Raw genomic sequence first — 5,818 nt, 5'->3', positions numbered from 1 at the left:
CGATCTCGGCGATCTGGACCTGGACCTTGTGGCCCACACCGAGGACGTCCTCGACGTTCTCCACGCGCTTGCCGCCGGCGAGCTTGCGGATCTGCGAGATGTGCAGCAGACCGTCCTTGCCCGGGAGCAGCGACACGAACGCGCCGAAGGTGGTCGTCTTCACGACCGTGCCCAGGTAGCGCTCGCCGACCTCCGGCATGGTCGGGTTGGCGATGCCGTTGATCGTGGTGCGGGCGGCCTCGGCGGACGGTCCGTCGACCGCGCCGATGTAGATCGTGCCGTCGTCCTCGATCGTGATGTCGGCGCCGGTGTCCTCCTGGATCTGGTTGATCATCTTGCCCTTGGGGCCGATGACCTCACCGATCTTGTCCACGGGGATCTTGACGGTGATGATCCGCGGGGCGTTGGGGGACATCTCGTCCGGCGTGTCGATCGCTTCCATCATCACGTCGAGGATGTGGAGGCGGGCGTCACGGGCCTGCTTGAGGGCCGCGGCCAGGACGGAGGCCGGGATGCCGTCCAGCTTGGTGTCGAGCTGGAGGGCGGTCACGAACTCCTTGGTGCCGGCGACCTTGAAGTCCATGTCGCCGAAGGCGTCCTCCGCACCGAGGATGTCGGTGAGGGCGACGTAGTGGGTCTCGCCGTTGATCTCCTGGGAGATCAGGCCCATGGCGATACCGGCGACGGGAGCCTTGAGGGGCACACCGGCGTTCAGCAGCGACATGGTGGAGGCGCAGACCGAGCCCATGGACGTCGAGCCGTTCGAGCTCAGCGCCTCGGACACCTGACGGATCGCGTAGGGGAACTCCTCGCGCGTCGGCAGGACCGGCACGATGGCGCGCTCGGCGAGAGCGCCGTGGCCGATCTCGCGGCGCTTCGGGGAGCCGACGCGGCCGGTCTCGCCGACGGAGTACGGCGGGAAGTTGTAGTTGTGCATGTAGCGCTTGCGGGTCACCGGGGAGAGGGTGTCCAGCTGCTGCTCCATACGGAGCATGTTCAGGGTCGTGACGCCCAGGATCTGGGTCTCGCCACGCTCGAACACGGCGGAACCGTGCACGCGCGGGATGGCCTCGACCTCGGCGGCCAGCGTGCGGATGTCGGTGACACCGCGGCCGTCGATGCGCTTCTTCTCCTTGATCACGCGCTCGCGGACCAGCTGCTTGGTGAGCGAGCGGTACGCGGCGGAGATCTCCTTCTCGCGGCCCTCGAACTCCGGCAGGAGCTTCTCGGCGGCGAGCGCCTTGACGCGGTCCAGCTCGGACTCGCGCTCCTGCTTGCCGGCGATGGTCAGGGCGGAGGCGAGCTCCGGCTTGACGGCGGCGGTGAGGGCCTCGAGGACGTCGTCCTGGTAGTCCAGGAAGATCGGGAACTCGCCGGTCGGCTTGGCGGCCTTGGCGGCGAGGTCCGACTGGGCCTTGCAGAGCACCTTGATGAAGGGCTTCGCGGCGTCCAGACCGGCGGCGACGACCTCCTCGGTCGGCGCCTCGGTGCCGCCCTCGACCAGCTTGATGGTCTTGTCGGTGGCCTCGGCCTCGACCATCATGATCGCGACGTCGCCGTCCTCCAGGGTGCGGCCCGCGACGACCATGTCGAAGACGGCGTCCTCGAGCTCGGAGTGCGTCGGGAAGGCCACCCACTGGCCGTTGATCAGCGCGACGCGGACGCCGCCGATCGGGCCGGAGAAGGGCAGGCCGGCAAGCTGCGTGGACGCGGAGGCGGCGTTGATCGCCACGACGTCGTACAGGTGGTCGGGGTTGAGCGCCATGATCGTGGCGACGACCTGGATCTCGTTGCGCAGGCCCTTCTTGAAGGACGGGCGCAGCGGGCGGTCGATCAGTCGGCAGGTGAGGATGGCGTCCTCGGAGGGACGGCCCTCACGGCGGAAGAAGCTGCCGGGGATCTTGCCGGCGGCGTACATCCGCTCCTCGACGTCCACCGTGAGCGGGAAGAAGTCGAGCTGGTCCTTGGGGTTCTTGGAGGCGGTGGTGGCCGACAGCACCATGGTGTCGTCGTCCAGGTACGCCACGGCGGAACCGGCGGCCTGCTTGGCCAGGCGGCCCGTCTCGAAGCGGATGGTGCGGGTACCGAAGGCGCCATTGTCGATGACGGCCTCGGCGTAGTGGGTCTCGTTCTCCACTAGCGTTATCTCCTCGTCTTCGTCTCCGGCTGCCCGTGTGGCAGGGAGACGGTTGCGGAGAGCGCGCCGTGCTGTGCGGGCCGGTCTTCGATCGAAGCACCCGGGTCTCGCATTCCCCCGGGGGCCACTACCGAGGACCGGCGGCGGCTAGGTGCGCTTCTCCTCGTTCTGTGTCGTACGTCCTGTGTCGTACGACATGCGTTGTGCTACCACACTACAAAGCGGTGGTGACACTCCGCACGTACAGCAAAGGGAGCGGTCCCCTTTCCCCGGGAACCGCTCCCCTCACGACGTCTTACTTGGCGCCCGCCGCACCACGGCGGATGCCGAGGCGGTCGACCAGCGCACGGAAGCGCTGGATGTCCTTCTTCGCCAGGTACTGGAGAAGGCGGCGACGCTGACCCACCAGGATCAGCAGACCACGGCGGGAGTGGTGGTCGTGCTTGTGGGTCTTGAGGTGCTCGGTCAGGTCCGAGATGCGGCGCGAGAGCATGGCGACCTGGACCTCGGGAGAGCCGGTGTCGCCCTCCTTCTGGCCGAACTCGGTGATGATCTGCTTCTTCGTAGCGGCGTCGAGCGGCACGCGTACTCCTCGTAGTCTGTGATGGCCACCGAGTGCCCCCGGTCTGTGTCTCGGGGGAGCTTCCGTTACTCGGGAGGCGGGGATCCGCTGGGCGCGGCCTCCAGGGCGGTGAGCTCCGGGGGTGCGTACACAAACGGCCGTCGACCAGAGTACCAGGCGGTCAGGGGCGTCTTTGCCCTGGTCTCCGAACCTCCCGGCCGGGGCGGAGGCGGCCACTAGGGTGAGCGGGTTCGGATCGTCCGTACGTCGATGATCCGCACTTCGGGAACGGGTACGTCGGGAAGGGGTCGCTGCGGCATGGCGGAGACGGCTGAGGAGATCAAGGCACGCAAGGAGCGGGAGCGGGACGAGCTCTACGCCCTCGACATCTCCGGTGTCGAGTGGCACAGCGCGCCGGGCACCGAGGAGCACGAGGAGCGGGTCGAGATCGCGTACCTGCCCGAGGGGGCCGTGGCCATGCGGTCCTCGCTCGACCCGGACACGGTGCTGCGCTACACGGAGGCGGAGTGGCGGGCGTTCGTGCTGGGGGCGCGGGACGGCGAGTTCGATCTGGAGCCGGGGGCGCACAACGGGGAGCCGCAGGCGCAGGCCGGGCAGTAGTTGTCGCGGAGCGCGACGAGGGGTGAGCCGGTGACCGGCCGCCCCTCGTCTTTTTTCGTGACCTCAAGGCACCTTCCCGGCAAGGTGGTTCGAGGTTCTTCACGTTTATCGCCCTTTTTGTTCACCAAAGTGTGTGCTGCGTACGTCACTTCCGGGCAGCTTCTGAGCAGGTTGTGACGCGGCGGACAGGTGCTCGGGGGTGGACGGGCCTGCCGAGGCGGGGCTTGTGGTGATTAGGCTGGGACGGGGCGCCACGTCAGAACCCGTGGAGTGGGCGTCGGTGCCCCAGGGGGAGAGCGGGGCGCCTGTGGATCGGACGACCTCGGACGACCTCGGTACGCCTCAAATCGACTTCGTACGACGTCGGACGACAAGCAAGGGTCGCCCCAGCACGGCATGAGGGTGCTCGACCACACCAGGAGGAACACTGTGAGCAGCGATCGGGACGGGATCCGCGGGGGCTGGGCGACACCCGGCGATGACCAGCCCGACGCGGAGTCCGCAGCAGAGGTGACGGGCGAGTTCACCATCGACTACGCGCCGCCCGCCTGGTACACGCAGAACGCCTCGGCAAGTTCGAGCTCGGGGCAGGGGGCGGGTGCGTCCGAGGACTCCAGCGCTTCCGGGGCGCCCGCGAACTCCGGGGGCTCCGGGGCGCCGAAGGGGCCGGTGCCGCCGCTGCCGGGGCTCACTCCGCCGCCGCACGCGAATGCTTCCGGCGGGACCTCGTCCCTTCCGGGACAGACCTCTGGTTCGTCACCGGCGCCCGGGGCGCCTTTCACGCCGCCCGCGCCGCCGCCCGCTCCTGGCGCTCCGTTCACGCCGCCCGCGCCCGCGCCGGGTACGCCCTTCACGCCGCCCGCGCCCTCCGGAGAGGGCCCTTCCGCCGTTCCCAGGCTTCCGATGAAGGGCGGCTTCGAGCCGCAGGTGTCGCAGTCGCAGGACCGGCCCGAGACGTCCGCGGCGGATCCGGCCTCTCCTACGGCCATGCCGAACATCCCCGTCGGCGGGTACCAGGCGCAGTGGACGCCGTCGGCTCCGCCGGAGGCCCCGGCCGCGCCTGCCACGCCGGAGCAGCCTCCGGTGGCTCCCGCCGCTTCGGAGGTTCCGGCGACGCCGGTGACTCCCGCGACTCCCGTGACGCCGGATGCTTCGGCCACTCCGGCTGCCGAGGAAGCCGAGTCGGAGAACGGTGACCTGGAGAGCGGTGCCACCATGCGCTTCTCCGCCGTCGCCCTGAAGCGGGAGATCGCGGAGCGTGCCGCCGAGGCCGAGGCGGAGGCCCGGCCGGCGCCGGTGGACGAGGTGCAGGACGACGACGAGGACGAGGACTCGGGCGGTGACGTCGAGGGGGCGCCCTCCGACGATGCCGACGAGGACGGTGACGGCGTCTCCTCCGAGCCTGCGGATGCGGCGGACGCGGTTGACGTGGCGGACGTGTCCGGTGCGGATGCCCCCGCCCTCGCCCCCGATGATGCCGAGGACGAGGACGAGGCTTCGGAGGGTGCGGCAGCGGAGGCCGAGCCCGACGAGGCCGTGTCGCAGGATGCCGAACCTCAGGACTGGGTGCCTGCGCCCCCGGCGCCCGTGGATGCCGTGCCTGCGGATGAGGATTCCGCTGCTCCCGAGCCGGCCGACGCACAGCCCGACGACGCTGCTCCTGCGGACGCCCAGCCCGTGAGCTCCGAGCCCGTCGACGCGGAGCCCTCGGACGCCGTGCCCGCCGATACCCCTCCCGAGGACAGCGTTCCGCAGGACGCCGCCGGGCCGGGTGCGACCGATGCCCCGCCCGCCTGGACTCCCCCGGCCCCGCAGGGCGTGCCGCCGCTGCCGCCGTCGTACCAGCCGGCCGCGCCGGCACCCGCGAGCCAGTGGCCCGCACAGCCGCAGGCACAGCCCACGGATCCGGACGCGCCGGCTCAGCCGCAGCCGACGGCCGCGCAGGGGCAGCCGCCCGTGCCGCCCCAGCCGTCGGTACCGGCCCAGCAGTCGCCGTTCCAGCCGCAGGCGCCGCAGTCCGCGCCTGCCGCCTGGAACCAGCAGGCCGCACCGACGCCGCCGCACCAGCCGCCCGCCCAGCCCGCACCGCAGCCCGGCGGTTACGGCTTCCCTCAGCAGGGCGGTCCGGCCCCGGCCGCGCCCAACGCCCAGGGTGGCTACGGCTTCCCGCAGCAGGGCGCATCCGCCCCGGCGGCCCAGCAGCCCCCGGCCCAGCAGCCCGGCACCCCGCCGGCCCCGGCACCCAACGCGCAGGGCGGGTACGGCTTCCCGCACCCGGGTGCACCCAACCCCCAGGGCGGATACGGCTTCCCCCACCCCGGCGCCCCGGCCCCGGCCGCTCAGCAACCCCCGACCCAGCAGCCGGAAGCCCCGCCCACCCCCGCACCCAACCCGCAGGACGGCTACGGCTTCCCGCACCCGGGTGCACCCAACCCCCAGGGCGGATACGGCTTCCCCCACCCCGGCGCCCCGGCCCCGGCCGCTCAGCAACCCCCGAC

4 protein-coding genes and 2 pseudogenes are annotated in these 5,818 nt (G+C 71.3%); 3 read left to right on the top strand and 3 right to left on the bottom strand.

Annotation, left to right across the window (positions count from 1 at the left end; translation table 11 throughout):
* Both ACFTZL_RS39885 and rpsO read right to left on the bottom strand, forming a co-directional pair.
* Positions 1 to 2,137, bottom strand: a 2,137-nt coding sequence (locus tag ACFTZL_RS39885) for a polyribonucleotide nucleotidyltransferase (protein WP_382593914.1), incomplete at its 3' end; no start/stop codon positions are given.
* 295 nt (positions 2,138 to 2,432) lie between these two features.
* Positions 2,433 to 2,720 carry a 30S ribosomal protein S15 gene (gene rpsO, locus ACFTZL_RS39880; RefSeq protein ID WP_003993372.1) on the bottom strand — a complete coding sequence of 96 codons (288 nt, stop codon included), beginning with the start codon at positions 2,718 to 2,720 and terminating at the stop codon, positions 2,433 to 2,435.
* 297 nt (positions 2,721 to 3,017) lie between these two features.
* Between rpsO and ACFTZL_RS39875 the strand changes: the two genes are divergently transcribed.
* Together ACFTZL_RS39875 and ACFTZL_RS39870 are read left to right on the top strand one after the other, a co-directional pair.
* Complete coding sequence (locus tag ACFTZL_RS39875) at positions 3,018 to 3,320, top strand: DUF397 domain-containing protein (protein ID WP_382593911.1); 303 nt, start codon at positions 3,018 to 3,020, stop codon at positions 3,318 to 3,320.
* A 396-nt stretch (positions 3,321 to 3,716) separates the two neighbouring features.
* A pseudogene (locus ACFTZL_RS39870) lies at positions 3,717 to 3,830 on the top strand (hypothetical protein); the annotation flags it as partial.
* A gap of 23 nt (positions 3,831 to 3,853) precedes the next feature.
* On the opposite strand, the gene ACFTZL_RS39865 reads toward ACFTZL_RS39870, so the two are convergent.
* Complete coding sequence (locus ACFTZL_RS39865) at positions 3,854 to 4,537, bottom strand: hypothetical protein (RefSeq protein WP_382593917.1); 684 nt, start codon at positions 4,535 to 4,537, stop codon at positions 3,854 to 3,856.
* Between ACFTZL_RS39865 and ACFTZL_RS39860 the strand changes: the two are divergent.
* Positions 4,536 to 5,818: pseudogene (locus ACFTZL_RS39860) on the top strand (topoisomerase II); the annotation flags it as partial. The gene ACFTZL_RS39865 and the pseudogene ACFTZL_RS39860 sit on opposite strands and share 2 nt — an antisense overlap.

Origin of the sequence: Streptomyces sp. NPDC056948, assembly GCF_042674225.1 — a bacterium.
GTDB lineage: Bacteria > Actinomycetota > Actinomycetes > Streptomycetales > Streptomycetaceae > Streptomyces > Streptomyces purpurascens.
Note: the sequence above shows the minus strand (reverse complement) of the source record. Positions and strands in the feature narration are given on the sequence as shown.

What these genes read in the sequence shown, in the direction of transcription:
- ACFTZL_RS39875 (WP_382593911.1), top strand. Translation starts at nt 3,018, where the DNA reads ATGGCGGAGACGGCTGAGGAGATCAAGGCACGCAAGGAGCGGGAGCGG.
- ACFTZL_RS39865 (WP_382593917.1), bottom strand. Translation starts at nt 4,537, where the DNA reads ATGGTGGCACCGCTCTCCAGGTCACCGTTCTCCGACTCGGCTTCCTCG.